The sequence below is a fragment of the Mitsuaria sp. TWR114 genome, assembly GCF_007997345.1.
Genome location: NZ_VOSR01000939.1, coordinates 1 through 661, shown reverse-complemented (window position 1 = coordinate 661; position 661 = coordinate 1). Strand labels below are relative to the sequence as shown.

Here is a 661-nt window from a genome sequence, read left to right as displayed (position 1 = left end):
CGACAAGGCGCTGCAGCAGGACGACGTCGACGCGCTGCTGGCCGAGATGGGGTTCTGATCCCCGTCCCCGCCGCGCTCAGGACCAGAGCAGCGGATCGACCTCGTAGAAGCGCCGCAGTTCCCCGTACAGCGCGGGATGCGCCTGCGCCAGCGCCCACGGCTGACCGAAGAAGCGCTCGCTCGCGACCGCGAAGAACTCCGCCGGCTCGGTGGCCGCGTAGTCCCCCAGCGGATCGGGCTCGCCCGCCGCGAGCCTCGCGCGCAGCAGGTCGAAGCTCTGCTGCATCACCGCCGCCCAGCGCGCCTGCCGCGCGCGATTGCCCAGCCAGGGCGCGCCATTGGCCCATCCCTTGACCTGATCCAACTGGTGCGCGAACTCGTGCACGCGACGTTGTGGCCGCGCTCCGGCAGCGAGGCGTCGCGCAGCACGTCGTCCCAGGACAGCACGACCTGTCCCTCGCCCCAGGATTCGCCGCTCAGCACCTGGCGGTCCTGCATCTGCAGCGGGCCTTGATGACGCACGCGATCGACGATGAAGGCGCCGGGATAAACCAGCACCGTGTGCAGCTTCGGGTAGTAGCCGCGGGCCCGGCCCAGCAGCGGCAGCGAGGCCAGCGCGGCGATGGTGACGCGGACCTCGTCGTGATGACCTGGCCGGCGC

Annotated in this window: 1 pseudogene; it reads right to left on the bottom strand. The window is 71.4% G+C overall.

What is annotated here, in order from left to right:
• Positions 1–76 precede the first annotated feature (76 nt).
• Positions 77–597 (bottom strand): annotated as a pseudogene (locus FUT87_RS26090) (zinc-dependent peptidase).
• Positions 598–661: the final 64 nt, after the last annotated feature.